This window comes from Pseudolysinimonas sp. (assembly GCF_049651805.1).
Lineage (GTDB): Bacteria > Actinomycetota > Actinomycetes > Actinomycetales > Microbacteriaceae > Pseudolysinimonas_A.
Window position 1 is genome coordinate 1 of sequence record NZ_JBASCU010000050.1, and the last position, 21,780, is coordinate 21,780.

At 66.7% G+C, this 21,780-nt stretch carries 17 protein-coding genes; all 17 read right to left on the reverse strand.

Going from position 1 to position 21,780, the window contains the following annotated elements:
- Positions 1 to 139: 139 nt before the first annotated feature.
- The 17 genes from WBL06_RS12435 to rpoB all read right to left on the reverse strand — a co-directional run bounded on the left by WBL06_RS12435 (position 140) and on the right by rpoB (position 21,638).
- On the reverse strand, positions 140 to 880 hold the full coding sequence (locus WBL06_RS12435) for a hypothetical protein (protein WP_424456523.1): 741 nt from the start codon (positions 878 to 880) through the stop codon (positions 140 to 142).
- Positions 877 to 1,578 (reverse strand): hypothetical protein, encoded by a 702-nt coding sequence (locus WBL06_RS12440; RefSeq protein ID WP_424456525.1) that lies wholly within the window; start codon positions 1,576 to 1,578, stop codon positions 877 to 879. The genes WBL06_RS12435 and WBL06_RS12440 overlap by 4 nt, the downstream gene beginning before the upstream one ends.
- A complete protein-coding gene (gene pilM, locus WBL06_RS12445) occupies positions 1,575 to 2,600 on the reverse strand; it encodes a type IV pilus assembly protein PilM (protein ID WP_424456527.1) in 1,026 nt (341 codons plus the stop codon). The genes WBL06_RS12440 and pilM overlap by 4 nt, the downstream gene beginning before the upstream one ends.
- A 47-nt stretch (positions 2,601 to 2,647) precedes the next feature.
- Entirely contained in the window at positions 2,648 to 3,463 is an 816-nt protein-coding gene (locus WBL06_RS12450; RefSeq protein WP_424456529.1) for a prepilin peptidase, read from the reverse strand.
- Complete coding sequence (locus WBL06_RS12455) at positions 3,463 to 5,256, reverse strand: hypothetical protein (protein WP_424456530.1); 1,794 nt, start codon at positions 5,254 to 5,256, stop codon at positions 3,463 to 3,465. The genes WBL06_RS12450 and WBL06_RS12455 overlap by 1 nt, the downstream gene beginning before the upstream one ends.
- Positions 5,247 to 5,822: a PulJ/GspJ family protein gene (locus tag WBL06_RS12460; protein WP_424456532.1), complete on the reverse strand. Its 576-nt coding sequence runs from the start codon at positions 5,820 to 5,822 to the stop codon at positions 5,247 to 5,249. The genes WBL06_RS12455 and WBL06_RS12460 overlap by 10 nt, the downstream gene beginning before the upstream one ends.
- On the reverse strand, positions 5,819 to 6,223 hold the full coding sequence (locus tag WBL06_RS12465; RefSeq protein ID WP_424456534.1) for a prepilin-type N-terminal cleavage/methylation domain-containing protein: 405 nt from the start codon (positions 6,221 to 6,223) through the stop codon (positions 5,819 to 5,821). Before WBL06_RS12465 ends, WBL06_RS12460 begins: the two co-directional genes overlap by 4 nt.
- 92 nt (positions 6,224 to 6,315) lie before the next feature.
- A complete protein-coding gene (locus WBL06_RS12470) occupies positions 6,316 to 6,723 on the reverse strand; it encodes a type IV pilin protein (protein ID WP_424456536.1) in 408 nt (135 codons plus the stop codon).
- A gap of 154 nt (positions 6,724 to 6,877) precedes the next feature.
- The gene (locus WBL06_RS12475; protein WP_424456537.1) at positions 6,878 to 8,113 is read right to left on the reverse strand and encodes a type II secretion system F family protein; all 1,236 of its coding nucleotides are present in this window, start codon (positions 8,111 to 8,113) and stop codon (positions 6,878 to 6,880) included.
- Positions 8,110 to 9,627, reverse strand: a complete 1,518-nt coding sequence (locus WBL06_RS12480; protein ID WP_424456539.1) for a PilT/PilU family type 4a pilus ATPase — start codon at positions 9,625 to 9,627, stop codon at positions 8,110 to 8,112. Before WBL06_RS12480 ends, WBL06_RS12475 begins: the two co-directional genes overlap by 4 nt.
- A 70-nt stretch (positions 9,628 to 9,697) precedes the next feature.
- Positions 9,698 to 11,368, reverse strand: coding sequence for a GspE/PulE family protein (locus WBL06_RS12485; protein WP_424456541.1), 1,671 nt, complete (start codon positions 11,366 to 11,368; stop codon positions 9,698 to 9,700).
- Between the two features lie 88 nt (positions 11,369 to 11,456).
- Positions 11,457 to 11,900, reverse strand: a complete 444-nt coding sequence (locus WBL06_RS12490; RefSeq protein WP_424456543.1) for a hypothetical protein — start codon at positions 11,898 to 11,900, stop codon at positions 11,457 to 11,459.
- Positions 11,860 to 12,594 carry a hypothetical protein gene (locus WBL06_RS12495; RefSeq protein WP_424456544.1) on the reverse strand — a complete coding sequence of 245 codons (735 nt, stop codon included), beginning with the start codon at positions 12,592 to 12,594 and terminating at the stop codon, positions 11,860 to 11,862. Before WBL06_RS12495 ends, WBL06_RS12490 begins: the two co-directional genes overlap by 41 nt.
- A 65-nt stretch (positions 12,595 to 12,659) precedes the next feature.
- A complete protein-coding gene (locus WBL06_RS12500; protein WP_424456546.1) occupies positions 12,660 to 13,466 on the reverse strand; it encodes a PP2C family protein-serine/threonine phosphatase in 807 nt (268 codons plus the stop codon).
- Entirely contained in the window at positions 13,463 to 14,134 is a 672-nt protein-coding gene (locus WBL06_RS12505; RefSeq protein WP_424456547.1) for an FHA domain-containing protein, read from the reverse strand. Before WBL06_RS12505 ends, WBL06_RS12500 begins: the two co-directional genes overlap by 4 nt.
- A gap of 84 nt (positions 14,135 to 14,218) precedes the next feature.
- Positions 14,219 to 18,100: a DNA-directed RNA polymerase subunit beta' gene (locus WBL06_RS12510; RefSeq protein ID WP_424456549.1), complete on the reverse strand. Its 3,882-nt coding sequence runs from the start codon at positions 18,098 to 18,100 to the stop codon at positions 14,219 to 14,221.
- 49 nt (positions 18,101 to 18,149) lie between these two features.
- Positions 18,150 to 21,638 (reverse strand): DNA-directed RNA polymerase subunit beta, encoded by a 3,489-nt coding sequence (gene rpoB, locus WBL06_RS12515; RefSeq protein ID WP_424456551.1) that lies wholly within the window; start codon positions 21,636 to 21,638, stop codon positions 18,150 to 18,152.
- Positions 21,639 to 21,780: the final 142 nt, after the last annotated feature.

The following is a 21,780-nucleotide window of genomic DNA, read 5'->3' on the forward strand; positions in this document are numbered from 1 at the left end:
CGATCCAAACCCGCCTGATCCACCTCGCCGCTGCCAAGACCACCGCGCTCAGCGCCGGAATCTCGCGAGCAAAACCCGGTGAGGCACGCACCCACCTTTCGCGAGCATCTTGACGTGAGGCACTACGTGTGACGGCCGGTTACGGCGTCGGCGTGGGTGTCGGGGTGGGTGTCGGAGCCGGGGTCGGCTCGCTGTCCGAACCCCAGCGGGCGATCACGCCACGGGTGTACTGATCGAGCGACGGGTCGTGATCGTCCGCGCTCGACCCCGGGGTCTCGTCGCGCTCGGCCATGACGAACATGTAGGCGGTGATGGTGCCCGCCGCTCCGTCGCTGCTTGCCGGGCGCGTGATCGCGGTCACCAGGAAGATGCGGGGGCCGTTCTGCATCGCGCCCGCGAACGCGACGATTTCATCCACGACCGTCCCGCGGGGGAAGGTGATCGTGATGGGCACGGTGTAGAGCCCATCGAACTGCGCGACGCCGGCGGTTGCCTCGGCTTCACCGGGTGCAGCCTCGACAGCGTCGAGCGACTGACCGTACGGCGCGGCCTCTCCCGTCACGATCGTCTCAACCATTGTCGGGACGCCGGCCTGGATCCTGGCGAGGTAGGCGTAGATGACGTCGGAGTCAACTTCGCTGGGAACCGCGACGCGGAGCGCTTCGAGATCGAGAGCGATCTCATCGAGACGTTCGAAGTCGGCCTTCATGCTCGCGAGGGTGGCCTGTTGCGCCTGATTGGTCTGCTCGACCAAGAGACGTTCTTGATCCGCTTGAGATGCTGCCGCGAGGAGCGGCGACAGGCCGACCAACCACCCGAGCCCGAGCACTCCAGCGATGACGATGACCGTCGCGAGCGCAAAGATGCGGTTGGCGTTCATTCGTCGTCACCTCCGTCGGTCGCCTCGTCTGTGGTCTGGTCGGTGGGCTCGTCGGTCAGATAGCGACCGCTCAACGCATCGGGGTCGAAGGTGACTTTCAAGGTGGTGGTGTACTCGCCATCTTTGAACTCGGTCTTGTCGATCTTCACGTCCGAGAATCCGAAGATCGACGGGATCTTTGCGACGAAGTGGGCGGCGCCGTCGTAACTCACGCCCGCGAGCTCGAACGTCGCGACAGCGACACGCGGTTCGCGCAGCGGACCTTCCGGCGGGAATGTGGTCTCCCACGGAGCGGGCGCTTGGAATGCGATTCCGGCGACCCGCGTGCCTTCAGGCAGGTACTCGCTCGCCCTGGCAAACAGTGAAGCCCACTGGATCTCGGTCGCCGTGACGACCTGCTGGGCCTCCTCCCCCTGGGTGACCAACATGGCCATCCGGGCGGCGTCGGCGTACTCGGCCTGCTGCTCAAGGATCTGGGCCGTGAGTTGCTGGGTCGCGAGAAGCGACAGGTGGGCTTGCGCGGCACGCAGGAATCCCCACCCGACCCCGGCCCCGGTGATCACCACCGAGAAGATGACGAGCAGCACCATCATCCGGCGCGCCGCTCGGTTCTTCTCGCGCTGCTTGACGCTCGGCGGCAGCAGCTGCGCGCGCGGTTCAGCCGAGAGCACGAGACCGGGGATGGATGCGGCGCTCATGCGTGGCTCCCGAGCGCGAGCCCGAAGGCGGTCGTGTAGGCGTCTTGGTCGGCGCGACTGGCCTGCTTGTAGCGCTTCGGCATCGGCACCGCGGCAAGCGGTTCCGCAAGTTGTACCGGAAGCCCGGCGAGCTCTTGCAGCGCGTTCGGCAGCCCGATCATCTGAGCGCCACCGCCGCTGAGCAGAATGCGCTGCGGCGGCTCAGCGGGGTGCGCCGTGGCGTAGTAGCTGATGGTGCTGCGGATGCCGGCCAGCAGTTCCCCGACGACCTCGTAGATGATCTCGAGCACCGGACGGTCTTCTGCCCGCATCATCGCCCCGCCCATCCCGACGGCGCGCTTGGCGGCCTCGGCCTGGTCGGGCGACCACTGCAGGCGCGTCGCGATCGCGCGCGTGACATCGTCGCTGCCGTTGGTGAGGATGCGCACGAACTGCGGCACCCCGTTGTCAGAAACGACGACGTTGGTGGAGTTCGCCCCGATCGACACCAGCACGTCGCGTCCGCGAGCGGTGCGCAACGGAGCCAAGGCGCGGGTCATCGCGAACGGGATGAGGTCGACCTGAACGGGACGCAAGCCCGCGCCGGCGACGGCCGCGACGTTGGCGTTGACGGCGTCCTTGAGCGCCGCGACGAGCAACCCCGACACCTGCGGGCCGCTGTCGCCGTCTTCCTCGGCGATCGGATAGAAGTCGAGCAGGGCATCGGCGACCGGTACCGGCAGCAGTTCTTGCACGATGAACGGCAGCGACTCCCTGATCTGCACGATCGAGGCGCGCGGAACCGAGAGGTCACGCGCGAAAACCCGCGACCCGCCCATCCCGAGCACGACGTCTTTGGTCTTGAAACCCCCCGTCGACCACAGGCGCCTCAGCGCCGTGCCGACCGTGCTCGTCTCGACGACCTCGCCCCGACGCGTCGAGTTCATCGGCAACGCGACCTCCGCGTAGCGGACGATCTGCGGCCGTGGCCCGTCGAATCCGTTGACCTCGACCGCGCGTATCGACGCGCTTCCGATATCCACTCCGACAACCGTGCCCCCCATGACCGGTTCTCCCTTTCCTTCGTTGCTTACGTGATTCCGAATAGAGACAGATAGGCGCTCGCGAGCGGCGCCCCGATGAGAATGGCGACCCAGGCGCCGGCCAGCAGCCAGGGCCCGAAGGCGATGGCAGCTCGGCGGCCGCGGCCGGCGAGCAGCATGCCGACCCCGACGATGCCGCCCAGCAGCGCGGCGGCGATCGTGGCGACGAGCAGCTCGGGAATGCCGAGCCACCCGGTGAAGAGGCCGATGACACCCGCCAGTTTGACGTCGCCCATACCCATGCCCCCGGGGCGCACCAAGGCGAGCACGAGGTAGAAGCCGCCGAGCGCGAGGGCGCCCAAGGCCCCGACGACGAGCGGCTGCCAGGAACCTGTGAGCGCCGCGGTCGCGCCGAGCAGCGCCAGACCCACGAGGTAGGCGGGCAACACGATGACGTTCGGCAGGCGGTGCACATCGAGGTCGATGAGGGCCAGCGCGATGCTGATGGCCGCGAAGTAGAGGTAGGCGACGAGCTGCAGGATGCCGGCGACCAGCGCCACGGCACCCGTTGCCGCGAGCACGTCGGGCAGGAACCGCCAGGCGACGACGCCGAAAGCCACGGCGCCGGCGAGTTCGACGAGCGGGTAGCGCACCGAGATCGGGGCCGCACAGTCACGGCACTTGCCGCGCAGCACGAGCCATGAGATCAGCGGGATGTTGTCGTACGGCCGCACCTCGTGCCCACAGGTGCCGCACGCGCTCGGAGGCGCCACGATCGACTTTCCGCGCGGCACGCGGTAGATCACGACGTTGAGGAACGATCCGATGAATGTTCCGAACGCTCCGACGAGTACGGCGATCATCAGTTGCCGTCCTCGAGGTTGCGGAACGACACGATCGTGCGGTCGGCCTCCGAGGTCGCGACGGTCGTCGTGAGTCCGGTATCCAGGTTGTAGCCGGGCAGCCCGACGGCAGTGTAGGTCAGCACAGCTCCCCCGTCGATGCCGGCTTTGCCCGAGAACACCTGGCCGGTGAACTTCGTGCTGGAGCTCAGCACCACCTTGCACGGCGTGTACATCATCACGCGCAGGTTGCTCGAGAAGGTGAAGCCGCCGCTGACCGAGAACGAGCTTTCTCCGGTGATGCAGGTGGGAGTCGTCGGCGTCTCGGCGACGGTGTCCGGGGTGATGAGCCACAGCTTGCGCGTCTGGCTCGCCGTGAAGCCGCCGCCGCCGCTGAAGTTGTATTTCGGCGAGAAGATGGCGACATCCTGATTGAGCGTCACGATGTCCGACCCGCCGATCGAGATACCGCCGACGCAGCCGAGCCCGTTGACGATGCCGTTCTGCCCGGCGAACGAAGCCACGGCGTTCTTCACCTGGGTGAAGCTGCACGATCCGCTCGAGCTGATCGTCGCCACGGCGAATCCCGACCAGTCTGCGGGGTCGTAGTCGAAGTTGATCCAGTCGGGAACGATCGGCCAGGCCGGCCGTGCCGGGTTCGTGGCGTACGGGCTCGCCGTCGGGCCGCCCGGCACGAGAGTGAGCGTGCCCTTGACGAAGTCCTTGTTGCTACCGCCGGGCTTGCTGAATGTCTTTGTCGTCAGGTTGCCCTTGATCACCGCGCCCCAGTTGACGCTGGTCGCGCCGTAGATCCAGGCATTCTTCTCGACGGTGCCACCGTTTCCGGTGGTGAAACTCGCTGCCGTGAGGTTGCCCTTGATCAGCGGCCCACCGCCGCCGTTGAAGGTCACGGCGCCGGTGGTCTGCACGTTGCCGCCGATCTCACCGCCGCTCGAGAACGACATCGTCGCCGCGGTGACGTTGCCGCCGATCTTGACGCCACCGCTGAGGGTCACGTCTTGATTGACCCAGACGCTGCCACCGACCTCGCTGCCGCCGTTCATGGTCAGCGCGTTGGCGATCGCGTTGCCGCCGATGTCGGGCCCACCCGGAAGAGTGATGCGTCCGCTCGCGTAGGCGTTGCCGGTGATGACGCAGCCGCCTGACACGGTGAGGTTGCCGTTGTTCACCACGATGTCGGCGTCGCCCGACGCGCCACCCGTGCAGTTGACGTCGCCCTCACGGATCAAAATGCTGGCGTCGCTGCCGCCGATGGTGACGAGCTTGCCACCGCCGCCGAAGCCCTGCGAGTTGTAGGCGTAGATGGCCGGGCCGGTCGCCTCGATCGTCGACGGAACACTGATCGACGAGAGGATTACCTCGAGGTGCGACTCGTCGCGCCCGTCGGAGCCGAGCGCGCCCTCTCGCTCGGCGTAGCCGGTAGAGAGGATGCGCACCTGCGTCGCGGTGCCCGTGGGGCAGCCGCGCACCCACGCCGAGCCCGACGGAATCCAGATCGTCGCGACGTACTCGGGCACGGTGTTCGCTGCGCTCGCGTAGCTATTGCTGTTCGAGACGCAGGTTCCGTTCAGAAGGCCGGCGCGTGCGACGGCGATACCGGCCTCGGCAGCCGCCTGAGACTCGACGCCGGCCCGGGTCACCGTCGTGTATTCGGTGGCGGTGACGACCGAGGTCGCCACGACCGAGGTGGTCAGCAGCGACACGGCCATGAGGCCGACGACGGCCGCCATGCCGGCACCGCGCTCCTCGGAGCGGAGTCGACGGAAGGTTGACGCGAGGCTGGTCAGTAGCATGTCGTGTTCTCCGTCACTCCGGCCAGCGGCGCCGAACTCAGTTCGATCGCCACCGGTTTGTTGTCATCGTCGGTCTCGGCCCGGAACGACACCGTGAGGAGGTCGCCCGAAGCGCTGAAAATGGTGGTGCCGCTCGTCGGCGTGACACCGTCGGCGAGCAGGGTCCAGGTCTCGAGTTGGCTGGAGGTCGGCGCCGCGACCGGCGTGCCCGGGGTCGTCGAGGTCATGCGGATGGTGTCGTCCGCCGCCGAGTAGTACCAGGCACGGCAGACCCACTGCAGCGTGGCCCCGCCGCCCGCGACCCGTGCGACCAGCAACTGGTCGGCGCTGACGGCCGTGAGTTCGAAGCCCGACGAGTTGCGGATGCCGGTGTCGATCGTGGTGCCGGCGAGCTGGGCATCCGTCGTCGCGGTCGTGATCGCGCTCACCTGCTGCTGCGCCGAGAACTGACCGAGGAAGATGCTGACGGCGGTGAGCGTCACGAGCGAGAAGAGCACCGACGAGGCGATGAGTTCGGTGAGCGTGAAGCCGTCGTCGTTACGGAGGCGACGCAGAAGGGCGATCATGAGACCAACACCAGGGACGAGGCGGTCGTCAACGTGTCGGAGGTGTCGACGCGCGTGGCCGTGACGGTGATCGAGACGGTGCCGTCACCGACCGGGCAGGTGCCGACGGTCGTGACGAGGCGGATGACGACGCCGCGCGGGTCGGTGAAGTCGCTCGTGCCGGTGAGCGCCGAGACGTCGGAGCAGACCGGGCTAGCGGCCTGAGCGGCGCGCAGCTGCTCGTTGACGAGCTGCGTGCCGGTCGCGAGCGTGGTGTTCGCGGCCGACTGCTTGAGCCCCTGGATCAGCAGCGGCAGAAAGAGCATCGCGAGGATCGCGAGCAGGAACATCGAGATGACGATCTCGATGAGGCCGAAGCCGGTGTCCGAGCGGAGCCGCTCGAGGATGCGTTGGTTTCTCATGACGATCGAGCCCCCCTCTCGTATCGTGCGGGTGAAGCGGGTAGGTGGGGCGCCGCCGAAGCGACGCCCCACCGGGTGTTCAGCGAAGCCGCTTAGCAGCCACCTGCGGCGACAGCGGTCGACTCGGTGATGTTGAACGGGTTGCCGGCCTCCGACGTGACCTCGATGCAGAAGGTCGAGACGGTGCTCGCAATATCGATCGCGAAGCCGGTGGTTCCGGGGCTTGCGGAGTAGCCGAACTCCTGAAGGTCGGCGACGGTCGGAACGGCGTCGTTGGCCGTGACGGCCGAGACGTAGGCGACCTTGGCAACGCCGAGGTCGGACTTGGCGGCCGCGTCGCGGGCCTGGTCCTGCTGACCGAGGAACACCGGAACGGCGATCGCGGTCAGGATGCCGATGATGAGAACGACGACGAGCAGCTCGATGAGCGTGAAGCCCTTCTCGTCCTTGGCGAGCATCTCGCGCTTAGCGGCGAGCGACTTGTGAATTGCAGTGATCAAGATTCCTATCCTTTTCGTTTGACACGAGTGTGTGGACAGGCGGCCCCCCATTGTGAAACTGGCCCCCTGGTGCAATGTTGTTCTGTTGGTGCCCGGCGCGTAATCCCGCAAAAGGGGGGAATGACGCCGAATCGCGGCCCCAGTCCGGGGGCGGTCACCCGCCGGAGATCTGCCCGTAGATCGAGAACATCGGCAGGTAGAGCGACACGATGATGCCACCGATGAGTACACCGATGACGGCGATCATGAGCGGCTCGATGAGCGACGTGAGCGCTTCCGTCGTGGTCTGCACCTCGTCGTCGTAGAACTCGGCGATCTTGTTGAGCATCTGCTCGAGCGAGCCGGAGTCTTCACCGACGGCAATCATCTGCACCACCATCGACGGAAAGACCGGATGTTCGCCGAGCGGCCCGGAGATCGAGCGCCCGGAACGCACGGAGTCCTGCACTTCTTGCAGTGCTTTCTCGACCACGAAGTTGTTCGAGGTGTTCGCGACGATCGCGAGGGCTTGCAGAATCGGCACACCCGATTTGGTCATCGTCGAGAGATTCCGAGTGACGCGGGCGATGGCGACCTTCTGAAAGAGCTGCCCGAACACTGGCAGTTTGAGTTTCAACGGGTCGACGAACGCGCGCACCTTCTCGGTGTGCTTGTTCTTGCCCCACCAGACCGCGAATACGACGCCCGCAACGATTAACAGCGGAACTCCCCAGATCGCGTTCTCCGACATCACCACCAGGATCTGCGTCGGGATCGGCAGCTCGCCCCCGAGATCGGCGAACATGTTCTTGAACACCGGCACGATGAACACGATCATGCCGACGACGGCGACCAGCGCCATGACCAGCACGACGACCGGGTAGGTCAGCGCCGACTTGATCGTCGCCATCAGCTTGACGTCTTTCTCGAACGTCGTAGCCACCGACTCCAGCGACAGGTCCAGGAACCCGCCGGTCTCGCCGGCCCGCACCAGGTGGATCATCAGCGGCGGAAAGATCAGCCCGTGTTTGGCGAGCGCCTCCGACAGTGACGAACCGGTCTCGACCTGCGTTCGCACGATCGCGAGGGTGCGGGCGAGCTTCTTGTTCTCGGTCTGCTCAGAGAGGATCGACAGCGCTTTGAGCAGCGAGAGTCCCGCGGCCACCATCGTCGCGAGCTGCCGCGACATGACGGCGAGGTCTTTGAGCTTGACGCCCTTCTCGAGGCCGCCGAGGGAGAGCTCCATCTGCAGGCCGGTGCCGGCCGCGGAGTGGTTGATCTCGATCGGGGTGACGCCCATCGTGCGCAGCCGCGTGACGACCGCAGCTTCGCTCGGCGCCTCGACCTTGCCCTTGACGACCTTGCCGCCGACATCCCGGCCCTTGTAGGCATAGGTCAGCAGATTGCTCATCGTTGCGCTCCGAAGTCTGAGGCGAACGCGGCGCCCGCCGGGTCGGTGTCGCCCGTGCGGTGCACGAGCCGGGTGAAGTCTTCGTTGTCGTGAACCTTCTCGAGCGCTGCTCCGTACGTGACGGCACCGCTGTTGACGAGGTCGGCGAGATGCTGATCCATCGTGTGCATGCCCGCCGCGCGGCCGGCCTGGAGAGCCGACCGGATCTGGTACGTCTTGCCCTCGCGGATCAGGTTCGCGATCGCGGGCGTCATGACGAGCAGCTCGGTGGCAACCGCACGGCCTGACCCGGAGGAGCGCTTCACCAGGGTCTGGCAGACGACTCCCTGCAGCGTCGCGGCGAGCTGCGTGCGCACCTGACCCTGCTGGTGCGGCGGGAAGACGTCGATGACGCGGTCGATCGTCTGGCTCGCATCCTGCGTGTGCAGGGTCGCGAAGACCAGGTGCCCGGTCTCGGCCGCGGTGAGGGCGACCGAGATGGTCTCGAGGTCACGGAGCTCGCCGATGAGAATGACGTCGGGGTCTTGCCGCAGCACGTGCTTGAGCGCGTTGCCGAAGCTCTGCGTGTCTGACCCGACTTCGCGCTGGTTAACGAGCGAGCGCTTGTTCGGGTGCATGAACTCGATCGGGTCTTCGACGGTGACGATGTGGTCGGCGCGAGTCGTGTTGACCAGGTCGATGAGGGCGGCGAGCGTCGTCGACTTGCCCGAACCGGTCGGGCCGGTGACGAGCACGAGACCACGCGGCAGCTTGGCGAACTCACCGACGACTTCTGGGATGCCGAGAGCGGTCAGCGGCTTGATCTCGGTCGGGATGAGACGGAACGCCCCACCGATCGCGCCGCGCTGGAGGTAGAAGTTGACGCGGAATCGGGACTCCTCCGAGAGCGTGAACGCGAAGTCGAGTTCCAGCACCTCGTCGAACTGCGCTTGCTGCTCGTCGGTGAGGAGGCTGTAGAGCGCGGCAGCGACGCGCTCGCGGTCCCAGGGCTCCATCCCGACGATCGGACGCAGGCTCCCGTCGATGCGGATCATCGGCGGCGCGCCGATTGAGATGTGCAGGTCGGACGCGCCCTCGGTGACGACCGTCTCGAGCGCGGTCAACAGCTCGGCATCAACGCGGGCCCGTGCTGCCAGCGTGAAGTCGTCGGGAACGAACGCCGGGCGCGCGGGCTTGTCGAGCCGCTGGCTGAGCGGCGGGATGATCGTGAACTCGGGGATCGGCAGCACCGGCGCGGCCGGGGCCGGGGTGAAGCCCGGGATCGCCTCACTCGGGGCGGGGGTGAACCCGGGGATGTCTCCCGAGGGCGCCGGGGTGAACCCCGGGATCCCTTCCGCGACAGGGGGAGCCGGGGTCGACGCCGCAGCGTCGTCAGTCGCGACCGCGGGGGGCGGCAATTGCGAAAGGTCGACAGTCGTCGACCCCGGCGGCAGGGGTGGCTGCACTCCACGCGGGGGCGGCATCGCCCCGGCAGCCCCGGGTACCCCGAGCGGCGGATTCGCCGGATCGGTCACCGGAATCTCATACAAAGGCTTGTTCACGCGCGGTATCCCTTCCCTCGTGAACCACCACGGATGCCGGCGCTCACGCGACGACTCGCATAATCTCTTCGACACTGGTCAGGCCGAGCAGCGCTTTCGCCCAGCCGTCCTGACGCAGGGTTGTCATCCCCTGCTGCACAGCGAGGCGACCGATCTCTGCACTCGAGGCGCGCGCGACGGCGAGCCGCTCGATGTCTTCGGTGACCGGCATGACCTCGTGCAACGCGATACGGCCGCGGTAGCCGGTGTTCGAACACGACGTGCAACCGGTCGCCTTGAACAGCGTGGGCTGCGGGTCGCCGGGCTCCGCGAACCGCATCGCCTGAAGATCTTCGAAGCTCGGCTGATACGGCGCCTTGCACTTGTCGCAGAGCTTGCGGGCAAGTCGCTGGGCGACGATGCAGTCGAGCGCCGATCCGACGAGGAACGGCTCGATCTCCATCTCGATGAGCCGGGTCACGGCGCTCGGCGCGTCGTTCGTGTGCAGAGTCGAGAGCACGAGGTGGCCGGTGAGCGAGGCCTCGATCGCGATCTGCGCCGTCTCGTGGTCGCGGATCTCACCGATCAGCACGACATCCGGGTCGGACCGCAGGATGCTGCGCAGTGCACTCGCGAACGTCAGGCCCGCCTTCGGGTTGACCTGCACCTGGTTGATGCCCGGGATGCGGTACTCGACCGGGTCTTCGACGGTGATGACGTTGATCTCGGGCCGCGCGACCTCATGCAGGGTCGTGTAGAGCGTCGTCGACTTTCCGGAACCGGTCGGCCCGGTGACGAGGATCATGCCGTACGGCTTCGTGTACGACGCCTTGTAGACGGCGGCGTTGCGCTCGAGCAGCCGCAGCTGGTCCATGCCCAGCCCGGTCATCGAGTTGTCGAGAATACGCATGACGACCTTCTCGCCGAACACCGTCGGCAGGGTCGCGACGCGCAGGTCGATCTGCTTGCCCCCGTGGATGACCGACATGCGGCCGTCCTGCGGCTTGCGGCGTTCGGCGATATCGATGTCGCTCATGATCTTGAGTCGCGAGATGACGCCGTTCTGGATGTTCTTCGGAGCCCGCTGCATCTCGTGCAGCACGCCGTCGATGCGGTAGCGAACGTGCATGTCGCGCTCGGCGGGTTCGATGTGGATGTCGGACGCCTGATCCGAGATCGCCTGGCTGATGAGCAGGTTGACGAACCGCACGATCGGGGCGTCGTCTTCGCTCGCCTCCGACGCCGCCGGGACCAGATCGGTACCCGTCGAGCCGTTCTCTTCGACGATCGCGGTGGTGAGCTCGCTGAGCTCGCCGTCCGAGCGCACGAGGCGTGCGATCGCCGCGAGCAAGTCGTTGCGCTCGGCGACGACCGGACGCACCTGCATCCGCACCGCGGCGCGCACATCGTCGATCGCGAGCACGTCGCGCGGATCGGCCATCGCCAGCATCAGCCGGTCGCCGTCGCGCCCGATCGGCAGCACCTCGTACCGCTTCAGCACCTGCACGGGTACGAGGGCCACGGCCGAACCGTCGACCGGGTACTCGGTGAGGTCGACGAACGGCAACCCGAGCTGCGCGGCACGCGCCGACGCGACCTGGCTCTCGGTGACGACACCGCCCTCGAGCAGCTCGCGCACGTGCGCCTCATCCGCCTGCGGGTCGCCGGTGGCGACGTCGAGGCTCGTGATCGGCATCAAGCCGCGGATGATGAGAATCTCTGACAGGGAGGTCATCGTCACCCCCTGACGACCATCACGCCCACCGTTCCCCCCGAAGCGGTGCGCGCCGAGGGCTGCGGATATGCCCCTCGTTGGTCTGAGGTTACGGCCGGGTCGTCCCGCTCGACAGTCCCACGTTGGGGGGTCGGCGCAGCGCGATCCAGGTTCCGACGACTGCCACGGCAGCAAGCGCGGCCGCCACGACGACGAAGGGGCTGGTCGCCTGTTCCGCGAACAGGCGGAACGACCCGAGCAACGCGGTGGTGACGACCGCCAGGTAGACCGCTGCGGCAGCGGCGATCGCGCCCACCCAGGGCGACGTCGCGCGCACCGTCAACCCGACGGCGAGCCACACCACTACGCCGGCGACCGCGAGCCCGATCAGACCGACGTACGGCGGCGCCGGGGTCTGCACCGGATCCCGGTCGAGCACGACGGCGAGGATGCCGGCGAGCGCGAAGGTGCTCGCCGCCCAGGTGATCGCGACGAACAGCGCGACGAAGAGGCTACGCCCCTGCGTTGGCCGAGGAGGTGGCAGTCGCTCCATCGGATGCCTTCGTCTCGCCCTGCTCGGCGTCGAACGCCTCGCGCTCGGCGCGGTTGCGCTGCGTCAGCCTGGCGCCGCGGCGGGAGATCAGCAGACCGACCCAGATCGACACCTCGCGAGCGACGATGGTCGCGGCGATGACGAACGGACTGAATGCCGTCGCCACGAAACCCACACTCGAGCCGGCGATCTGGTGCACCAGCAGCAGCATCCCGATCGATCCGAAGTAGGTGATGAACGCCACGAGCAGGCTGGCCAGCACATGAACCCACCAGGCGGCGCGATTGACGAGCACCGCGATGAGCACGAACCCGATCGTGAAGAACAGCACCGGGATCCAGAAGATCGCGTCGGTGATGAAGTCGCCGAAACCGAGGGTCGAACTGGTGACCGCGATGTACGCGGCCCCGACGAGACCGTAGACGAGAGCGAAGACGACAGTTCCGACGAGAGCGAGCAGCGACCCGACGACGCGGTTGCTCGCCGCTTTCGGCGGGGTCGGGGTACTCACGTAAACGACGCGCTCGCCCGCGAGCGGGGATTCGACCTTCTCATCGGTGAGCGTCGCGGTCGCGGTCGCCGACTCGCTGGTCGGGGCCTCCTCAACGACGATCTCGTCGCTCTCGTCGGCCTCGACGACGATCTCCTCCGGGTCCTGCGTCGGATCCGTGGACTCGTTCTTCGCCTGGGCCATCCCGGCTCCTCTCGTCTTCGGTTCAGCCTAGTCAGCGAAGTTCCGCGCGTCGTCGGCGCGTCGGGTCACACCGTGATGGTGTCGGCCAGGTCGTCGATCGACACGATCGTGGAACCACCGACCGCGATGACGTCGAGCACGATGATCGAAATGTTGTCCCGACCCCCCTGCTCGATCGCCAGCGCCAGCAGGTCTGTCGCCGCCGCTTCGGGGTCGCCGCGCGTCATCAGCACAGTTCGGATGCCCTCATCCCCGATCTCCGAATGCAACCCGTCAGAGCACACCAGAAACCGCTCGCCGTCCACGACGGGCAGCAGCCAACTGTCGGCCAGGCTCTCGGGCGCTCCGATCGCCCGAGTGATCACGTTGCGGTCCGTGAACGTCGCGAGATCCTCCGGTCGCAGCTCCCCGCTCTGGATGAGCTCCTGCGCGAGCGAATGGTCGACGGTGAGTTGTTCCAGCACTCCATCGACGTGCCGGTAGACCCGCGAGTCGCCGACGTTGAAGACCAGCCAGTGCGGCGCGCCCGCGTACTGCACCAGCACCATCCCGGCCGCGGTGCTGCCGGCGCCCCGCGATGTGCGTGAGGCGACCGCCGCGACCTCGTCGTCGGCGGCCAGCAGTGCATCGCGCACGTCGTCGACGGCGGCGAACTCACGGCCCTGCAACCGGCCGCGAAAAGCCGCGACGACGGCCGCGCTCGCCCGGTCGCCGGCCTCGTAGCCGCCCATCCCGTCGGCGACGAGGAACACCGGCGGCTCGGCGAGGTAGGAGTCTTCGTTGACCTCGCGCTTGAGACCCGCGTCGGTGACGGCCGCCACGGCGAGCTGGATGCCGCTCGAGCCGCCCCAGAGGTCCGATCGCGCACTCACAGCGTCTGCTCGCCGGTATCGGAGATGACCCGCATCACGACCTTGCCCAGCACCAGCCGCTCGACGATGGGGGCCGACTCCCCTGGGTCGAGCAGATTCTCGGAACCGTCGGCGCCGATCACGATGACACCGTTGGTCGCGTTGAGATCGGTCACCGTCCACACCCCGTCGGCCAGGTCGAGACGCGCGTGCACCTTCGACAGCGTGCGGCTGGGATCGGGGATGGCGAGCTCCTGAGCGCCGCCGCCGGCCCCGGCGGGTCGGCGCCCGAGCACGACGCGCGACCCGGCCAGGCGCAAGGTCGGCCCTCCCTCGATCACGAGCTGCCACGGGGCCACCGGCCGGCGATCGACGACGACCGTGCGATCCAGGTCGTCGGCGGCATCGTTGGAGGCATCGTCGGGCGCGGCGATCAGCGGGGTCGGCACGGGGCGCGGCGCGGGTGGCGGAGCGGCGGGTCGATCGAGGGAGATCCAGGGTGGCGCGGGTGGTGCCGCGCGGGGAATCGACGGCGGCTCGATCAACGCCGGCGGGGGTGGAGGGGGCGCGATGTGAGCCGGGGGCGGAGTGGGAAGCGGCACGGCACCCAGGGGCGGAGGTGGCGGGATGGTCGGCGCAGCGGGCACGGCTTCGTCGGGGTCACGGCCCGGCGGCTGAGGAGTGCTCACCGCGACAGCGTAGCGCGAGGGCCAACCAACACCGAAGCCCCCGATCACGAGGAACGGGGGCTTCGGGTTGCGGTTGCGACTCAGTTAGTTATACGTACCCGGCGAGAAGTCGTCGGACGAGAACGAGTCGAAGTCGACGAACGAGAGGTCACCTTCGGTGAACACCGAGTCGTCGGTGAAGATGCGGTTCGGGTAACGCTCCGCCTTCGCCTCCTCGGTGGCCTCGACCGTCACGTTGCGGTACCGCTGAAGACCCGTACCTGCCGGGATCAGCTGACCGATGATGACGTTCTCCTTCAGGCCCATCAGCGGGTCGGACTTGCCCTCCATCGCCGCCTGCGTAAGAACGCGGGTCGTCTCCTGGAAGGACGCGGCCGACAGCCACGACTCGGTCGCGAGCGAGGCCTTGGTGATACCCATGACCTCTTCACGGCCCGACGCGGTCTTCTTGCCGTCGAGCAGCGCAGCGCGGTTGATGTCGTTGTACTTCGAACGGTCGACCAGCTCACCGGGCAGCAGGTCGGTGTCGGCGTGGTCGACGACGGTGACCTTGCGCAGCATCTGCCGCACGATGACCTCGATGTGCTTGTCGTGAATCGGCACACCCTGCGAGCGGTAGACGCCCTGCACGCCGTCGACGAGGTGCTTCTGCACCGCGCGACTGCCCTGCACCCGAAGAACTTCCTTCGGGTCGAGGTTGCCGACCACGAACTGCTGGCCGAGCTCGACGTGCTGACCGTCTTCGACGAGCAGCGTCGAACGCTTGAGCACCGGGTAGGCCTTCACCTCGTCGCCGTTGTCGGGCGTGAGGATGATGCGGCGCTGCTTCTCGGTGTCTTCGATCTCGATGCGACCCGCCGACTCCGCGATGGGCGAAGCGCCCTTCGGGGTGCGCGCCTCGAACAGCTCGGTGACACGCGGCAGACCCTGCGTGATGTCATCCGCACCGGCCGAACCACCCTGGTGGAAGGTACGCATCGTGAGCTGAGTGCCGGGCTCACCGATCGACTGCGCGGCGATGATGCCCACCGCTTCGCCGATGTCGACGAGCTTGCCGGTCGCGAGCGAACGGCCGTAGCAGGCCGCGCACACGCCGACGGCGCTCTCACAGGTGAGAACCGAACGCACCTTGATGGTCTCGACGCCGGCACCGATGAGCTTCTCGATCAGCACGTCACCGACATCCGAGCCGGCTTCCGCGACAACCTTGCCCTTGGCATCCAGCGCGTCTTCGGCGAGCGAGCGCGCGTACACCGCGTTCTCGACGTTCGCGTCACGCACCAGTTCACCGTCGAGCATTGCGGCGATCGTCAGGTCGAGACCCTTGGCCGTGCCGCAGTCGTCTTCACGGATGATGACATCCTGTGCGACGTCGACGAGTCGACGCGTCAGGTAGCCCGAGTCGGCGGTACGCAGAGCGGTGTCGGCGAGACCCTTACGCGCACCGTGGGTGGCGATGAAGTACTCGGCCACACTCAGCCCCTCGCGGTACGAGGAGATGATCGGACGCGGGATGGTCTCACCCTTCGGGTTCGCCACGAGTCCACGGATACCCGAGATGTTACGAACCTGCAGCCAGTTACCACGAGCACCCGACGACACCATCCGGAAGATGTTGTTGCCCTCGGTGTACGCGGCCTGCATGGATGCGGCGACCTCGTTGGTGGCTTCGGTCCAGATCTCGATGAGCTCGCGACGGCGCGAACCGTCGTCGATCAGACCCTTGTCGTACTCGCCCTGCACCTTCGAGGCACGCTTCTCGTGCTTCGCGATGATCTCGGGCTTGTCCTTCGGGGTGACGATATCGCTGAGCGCGACGGTGACACCCGAGCGGGTCGCCCAGTGGAAACCGGCGTCCTTGATGCGGTCGAGCGCCGCAGCGACCTCGACCTTGGGGTAGCGCTCGGCGAGGTCGTTGACGATCGCCGAGATCTTGCCCTTGTCAGCGACGGCCTCGACGTACGGGTAGTCCACCGGCAGCGTCTCGTTGAAGAGTGCGCGACCGAGGGTCGTGGTGAGCAGAACCTGCGAGCCCTGCTCGAAGCCCTCGGGCACTTCACCCTCGGCGTAGTACACGCCCTCGACCCGGATGCGCACGCGCGCGTTCAGGTCGAGAGAGTGCTGGTCGAAGGCGAGGATCGCCTCGGCGACGCTCGAGAACGCGCGGCCCTCACCGGTCGCCCCCTCCTTGACCGTGGTCAGGTGGTGCAGGCCGATGATCATGTCCTGCGAGGGCAGCGTCACCGGGCGGCCGTCGGACGGCTTCAGGATGTTGTTGCTCGCGAGCATGAGGATGCGGGCCTCGGCCTGAGCCTCGACCGACAACGGCAGGTGCACGGCCATCTGGTCACCGTCGAAGTCGGCGTTGAACGCCGCGCAGACGAGCGGGTGCAGCTGGATGGCCTTGCCCTCCACGAGTTGCGGCTCGAAGGCCTGGATGCCGAGACGGTGCAGCGTGGGCGCGCGGTTCAGCAGAACGGGGCGCTCGCGGATGATCTCCTCGAGCACATCCCACACCTGCGGGCGCGACCGCTCGACCATGCGCTTGGCGCTCTTGATGTTCTGCGCGTGCGACAGGTCGATGAGGCGCTTGATCACGAACGGCTTGAACAGCTCCAGCGCCATCTGCTTGGGCAGACCGCACTGGTGCAGCTTCAGCTGCGGGCCGACGATGATGACCGAGCGGCCCGAGTAGTCGACGCGCTTGCCGAGCAGGTTCTGGCGGAACCGGCCCTGCTTGCCCTTGAGCATGTCGCTCAGGGACTTGAGCGCGCGGTTGCCGGTGCCCGTGACGGGGCGACCGCGGCGGCCGTTGTCGAACAGTGCGTCGACGGCCTCCTGCAGCATGCGCTTCTCGTTGTTGACGATGATCTCCGGCGCGCCCAGGTCGAGAAGACGACGCAGACGGTTGTTGCGGTTGATCACGCGACGGTAGAGGTCGTTCAGGTCACTGGTCGCGAAGCGGCCACCGTCGAGCTGCACCATCGGGCGCAGCTCCGGCGGGATGACGGGAACGACATCGAGCACCATCGCGGCCGGCGAGTTGCCGGTCTGCAGGAACGAGTTGACGACGCGGAGGCGCTTGATCGCACGGATCTTCTTCTGACCACCGCGACCGTTCGCGATCTCGTCGTGCAGGGCATCCGACTCGGCCTGCAGGTCGAACGCCTGCAGCCGCTTCTGGATCGCCTCGGCGCCCATGTGGGCCTCGAAGTACAGGCCGAAGCGGTCCTGCAGCTCGTGGAACACGGAGTCTTCGGGCTTGAGGTCGCCGACCTTCAGCGAACGGAAGTCATCCCAGACGCGCTCGAGCTGGGCGATCTGCTCGTCGTACGACTTGCGGATCTGGCCCATCTCCTTCTCGCCGGCGTCGCGGACCTTGCGCTTCTGGTCGCTCTTCGCGCCCTCTTCTTCCAGCGCAGCCATCTCGGTCTCGAGCGTGCCGAGGCGGACGGCGATCTGGGAGTCGCGCTGCTGCTCGAGCGTCTTGATCTCGAGCCGGATCTCGTTCTCAAGCCCGGGCAGGTCGTTGTGGCGACCCTCCTCGTCGACCGAGATCACCATGTAGGCGGCGAAGTAGATGACCTTCTCGAGGTCCTTCGGCGCCATGTCGAGCAGGTACCCGAGACGCGACGGCACACCCTTGAAGTACCAGATGTGCGTCACGGGAGCGGCGAGCTCGATGTGGCCCATGCGCTCCCGGCGCACCGACGACTTCGTCACCTCGACGCCGCACCGCTCACAGACGATGCCCTTGAATCGCACCCGCTTGTACTTGCCGCACGAGCACTCCCAGTCGCGGGAAGGGCCGAAGATCTGCTCGCCGAACAGACCGTCCTTCTCGGGCTTGAGGGTGCGGTAGTTGATGGTCTCGGGCTTCTTGACCTCGCCGTACGACCACGCCCGGATGTCGGTGCTGGTCGCAAGACCGATCTTCAACTGATCGAAACTCGTCGCGTTGATCACGTATGTCTCTCTCTTACCTAATGTCTTCTAAACCTGTTGACGAGCCGGATCAGATTTCGTCGATCGACGACGACTCGAACCGGGAGGAGATGTTGATACCGAGCTCTTCAGCGGCACGGAAGATCTCGTCATCCGTGTCCTTGAGGCTCAGCACGCTGCCGTCGGCGCCGAGCACTTCGACGTTCAGGCACAGCGACTGCATCTCCTTGATGAGCACCTTGAAGCTCTCGGGGATGCCGGGCTCCTGGATGTTCTCGCCCTTGACGATCGCCTCGTACACCTTGACGCGACCGAGGATGTCGTCACTCTTGATCGTCAGCAGCTCCTGCAGCGCGTAGGCGGCACCGTAGGCCTCGAGGGCCCACACCTCCATCTCGCCGAAGCGCTGGCCACCGAACTGCGCCTTACCGCCGAGCGGCTGCTGCGTGATCATCGAGTACGGACCCGTGCTGCGCGCGTGGATCTTGTCGTCCACGAGGTGGTGCAGCTTCAGGATGTACATGTACCCGACCGACACCGGCTCCGGGAACGGCTCGCCGGAGCGGCCGTCGAAGAGGCGGGTCTTGCCCGAGCTGCCGATGAGTCGCTGGCCGTCGCGGTTGAGCAGGGTGCTGTCGAGCAGACCCTCGATCTCGTCCTCGAGCGCGCCGTCGAACACCGGGGTCGCGAGCTTCGTGCCGGGGGCCGCCGCGTGGGCTTCCTTCGGCAGGTTCGCGGCCCACTTCGGGCTGCCCTGAACTTCCCAGCCCTGCTTGGCGACCCACCCGAGGTGGGTTTCGAGCACCTGGCCGAAGTTCATGCGACCGGGGATGCCGAGCGGGTTGAGCACGACGTCGACGGGGGTGCCGTCTTCCATGAAGGGCATGTCTTCGACCGGCAGGATCTTCGCGATGACGCCCTTGTTGCCGTGACGACCGGCGAGCTTGTCGCCCTCGGTGATCTTGCGCTTCTGGGCGATGAACACGACGACCCGCATGTTGACGCCCGAGCCGAGCTCGTCGTCGCCTTCGGCGGCGTCGAACACCTTGACGCCGATGATCGTGCCCTCTTCACCGTGAGGAACCTTGAGCGAGGTGTCGCGCACCTCGCGGCTCTTCTCGTTGAAGATCGCGCGCAGCAGGCGCTCCTCGGCACTCAGCTCGGTCTCACCCTTCGGCGTGACCTTGCCGACGAGGATGTCGCCGGGGCGAACCTCGGCACCGATGCGGATGATGCCGCGCTCGTCGAGGTCGGCGAGCAGGTCGGGGCTCACGTTCGGCAGGTCGCGCGTGATCTCTTCCTTGCCGAGCTTCGTGTCGCGGGCATCCACCTCGTACTCCTCGATGTGGATGCTCGAGAGCACGTCGTCCTTCACCAGGTTCTGGCTGAGGATGATGGCGTCTTCGAAGTTGTGACCCTCCCACGGCATGAACGCCACGAGGAGGTTCTTGCCGAGCGCGAGCTCGCCGTTCTCGGTGGCGGGGCCGTCGGCGAGAACCTGGCCGACCTCGACCCGGTCGCCGGTGTCGACGACCACACGGTGGTTGTACGAGGTGCCCTGGTTGCTGCGGTCGAACTTGCGCAGGTAGTACTCCTGCGTGCCGCCCTCATCGAGCTGCACCACGACGACGTCGGCCGAGACCTCGGAGACGACACCGGCCTGAAGCGCGGTGATCACGTCTCCGGCGTCGATGGCGGCGTAGCCCTCCATACCGGTGCCGATGACGGGCGACTCGGAACGCAGCAGCGGCACGGCCTGACGCTGCATGTTCGCACCCATGAGGGCGCGGTTCGCATCGTCGTGCTCGAGGAACGGGATGAGCGACGTCGCGACCGACACCATCTGGCGCGGCGAGACATCCATGTAGTCGACCTGGTTGGCGTCGACGAGCTCGACCTCGCCGCCCTTCTTACGAACCAGAACCTTGGGCTCGGTGTACTTGCCGTCGGTACCGATCGGCGCGTTGGCCTGGGCGACGACGAACTCGTCTTCCTCCGACGCGGTCAGGTAGTCGATGGTCGTCGAGACCTTGCCGTTGCTGACGCGACGGTACGGGGTCTCGATGAAGCCGAACGAGTTGATGCGGGCGAACGACGCGAGCGAACCGATGAGGCCGATGTTCGGGCCTTCCGGGGTCTCGATCGGGCACATGCGGCCGTAGTGCGACGGGTGAACGTCACGCACCTCGACGCCGGCACGCTCACGGGAGAGACCACCCGGGCCGAGCGCGCTCAGGCGACGCTTGTGGGTGAGACCCGCGAGCGGGTTGTTCTGGTCCATGAACTGGCTGAGCTGCGAGGTTCCGAAGAACTCCTTGATCGCGGCGACGACGGGGCGCACGTTGATCAGGGTCTGCGGGGTGATCGCCTCGATGTCCTGCGTGGTCATGCGCTCACGAACGACGCGCTCCATGCGGGACAGGCCGGTGCGCACCTGGTTCTGGATGAGCTCGCCGACCGCGCGGATGCGGCGGTTGCCGAAGTGGTCGATGTCGTCGACGTCGAGGCGGATGTCGACCTTCTTGCCGTCGCGCACACCCGGCAGGGTGGTCTGCTCGGCGTGGAGGGCGACCAGGTACTTGATCGTCGCCAGAATGTCTTCGAGCGTCAGCACCGAATCCTTCAGCCCCGCGTCGATGCCGAGCTTGCGGTTGATCTTGTAACGACCCACCTTCGCCAGGTCGTAGCGCTTCGGGTTGAAGTAGAAGTTGTCGAGCAGCGCACGCGCGGCCTCGGCGGCGACCTGCTCGCCCGGACGGAGCTTGCGGTAGATGTCCTTGAGCGCCTCTTCCTTGGTGAGGATCGCATCCTTCTCGAGGGTGCCGGCGATCGACTCGTATCCGGGGAAGGCGGCGAGGATCTCTTCGCTCGTCATGCCGAGCGCCTTGAGGAAGACGGTCACCGACTGCTTGCGCTTGCGGTCGATGCGCACGCCCACCTGGTCGCGCTTGTCGATCTCGAACTCGAGCCAGGCACCGCGGCTCGGGATGATGCGGGCGGAGTAGATGTCCTTGTCGGAGGTCTTGTCGTTGACCCGCTCGAAGTACACGCCGGGGCTGCGCACGAGCTGCGACACGACGACACGCTCGGTGCCGTTGATGATGAAGGTGCCCTTCTCGGTCATCAGCGGGAAGTCGCCCATGAAGACCGTCTGGGTCTTGATCTCGCCGGTCATGTGGTTCATGAACTCGGCGTTGACGTAGAGCGGCGCGGCGAACGTCTTGCCGCGCTCCTTGCACTCGTCGATCGTGTACTTCGGCTCTTCGAGTTCGGGAGCGGTGAACGACAGCTGCATCGTCTCGCCGAGATCTTCGATCGGCGAGATCTCTTCGAAGATCTCGTCGAGACCGGTGGTCTCGGGAACGCCGGCGTCACCGGCGGCCTTCGCGGCGGTCACCCGCGCCTTCCAGGCGTCGTTACCGACCAGCCAGTCGAAACTCTCGGTCTGCAGCGCCAGCAGATCGGGCACCGTCAAGGTGTCGGCGATCTTGGCGAACGAGAGCCGCGATGCGGTGCGGCCGGTGGTGAGGGACTTCTTGGGGGTGCGCGCAGCAGCCAAGGGATACAACCTCCGTGAAAGCTCAGGCTTTCAGTTCAGGGTCGGTCGGTGGGATTTTTGCGCCAGAACCCTCTTCAAGCCGACCGCAATATGACGGCGAGAGTGGTAGTGGGCGCAAGGATCAACTATAGGTCCCAACTCG